1 pseudogene is annotated in these 712 nt (G+C 57.4%); it reads left to right on the forward strand.

The features are described from left to right. Nucleotides 1-712 (forward strand): annotated as a pseudogene (locus tag LPW39_RS23295) (Mu transposase domain-containing protein); the annotation flags it as partial.

The raw sequence follows: 712 nt of genomic DNA on the forward strand, positions 1-712 counted from the left end.
ATCCTGACTTTTGCAATGTCGCTTCGGGTTGGGAAAAAAGTGTCGTCGAGAAGAATGTACAAGACAGCCGCCGGCGGATCTGGATCGAGGCAAGTACACGGCGCTTTGGCTCCTTCATAGAACTCAATGCCTAGCTGGCAGAGCGCTGTCGATCAGTGTGGGCCGATACCGCGCATCCCATTCATCGCCAGTTCACAGTCGCAGAGATGTGGGAGTTGGAGAAAGGACATCTAATGTCCATGCCTGCACCATTCGACGGCTACGTCGAACGGCTAGCCCGGGTAAGCAGCACTTGCTTGGTGACTGCAACTCGTAATCGCTATTCCGTGCCATGTGAATGGGCTGGCCATATCGTCAGCACCCGGATCTATCCTGATCGAATCGATGTGGCTGCGGGCGATACCGTAGTGGCAAGCCATGCACGCCTTCCGGGCAGTGGCCGGACCAGTTATGACTGGCAGCACTATATCGAGCTGGTCCAGCGCAAGCCAGGCGCTTTGCGCAATGGCACGCCATTCCTGGACTTACCAGCGCCGCTGCTACGCTTGCGCCAGTCGTTACTGCGGCATCCCGGTGGAGATAGGGTGATGGCTCAGGTTCTGGCCGTGGTGCCACAAGCTGGACTTGAGGCGGTATTGGTGGCGGTCGAGTTGGTGCTAGAAGGCATGGCGCCAAGTGGCAGTATCAGCGTAGAGCATGTGCGCAATGTGCT

It is taken from the genome of Comamonas koreensis, assembly GCF_021026195.1.
GTDB classification, from domain to species: domain Bacteria; phylum Pseudomonadota; class Gammaproteobacteria; order Burkholderiales; family Burkholderiaceae_C; genus Comamonas; species Comamonas koreensis.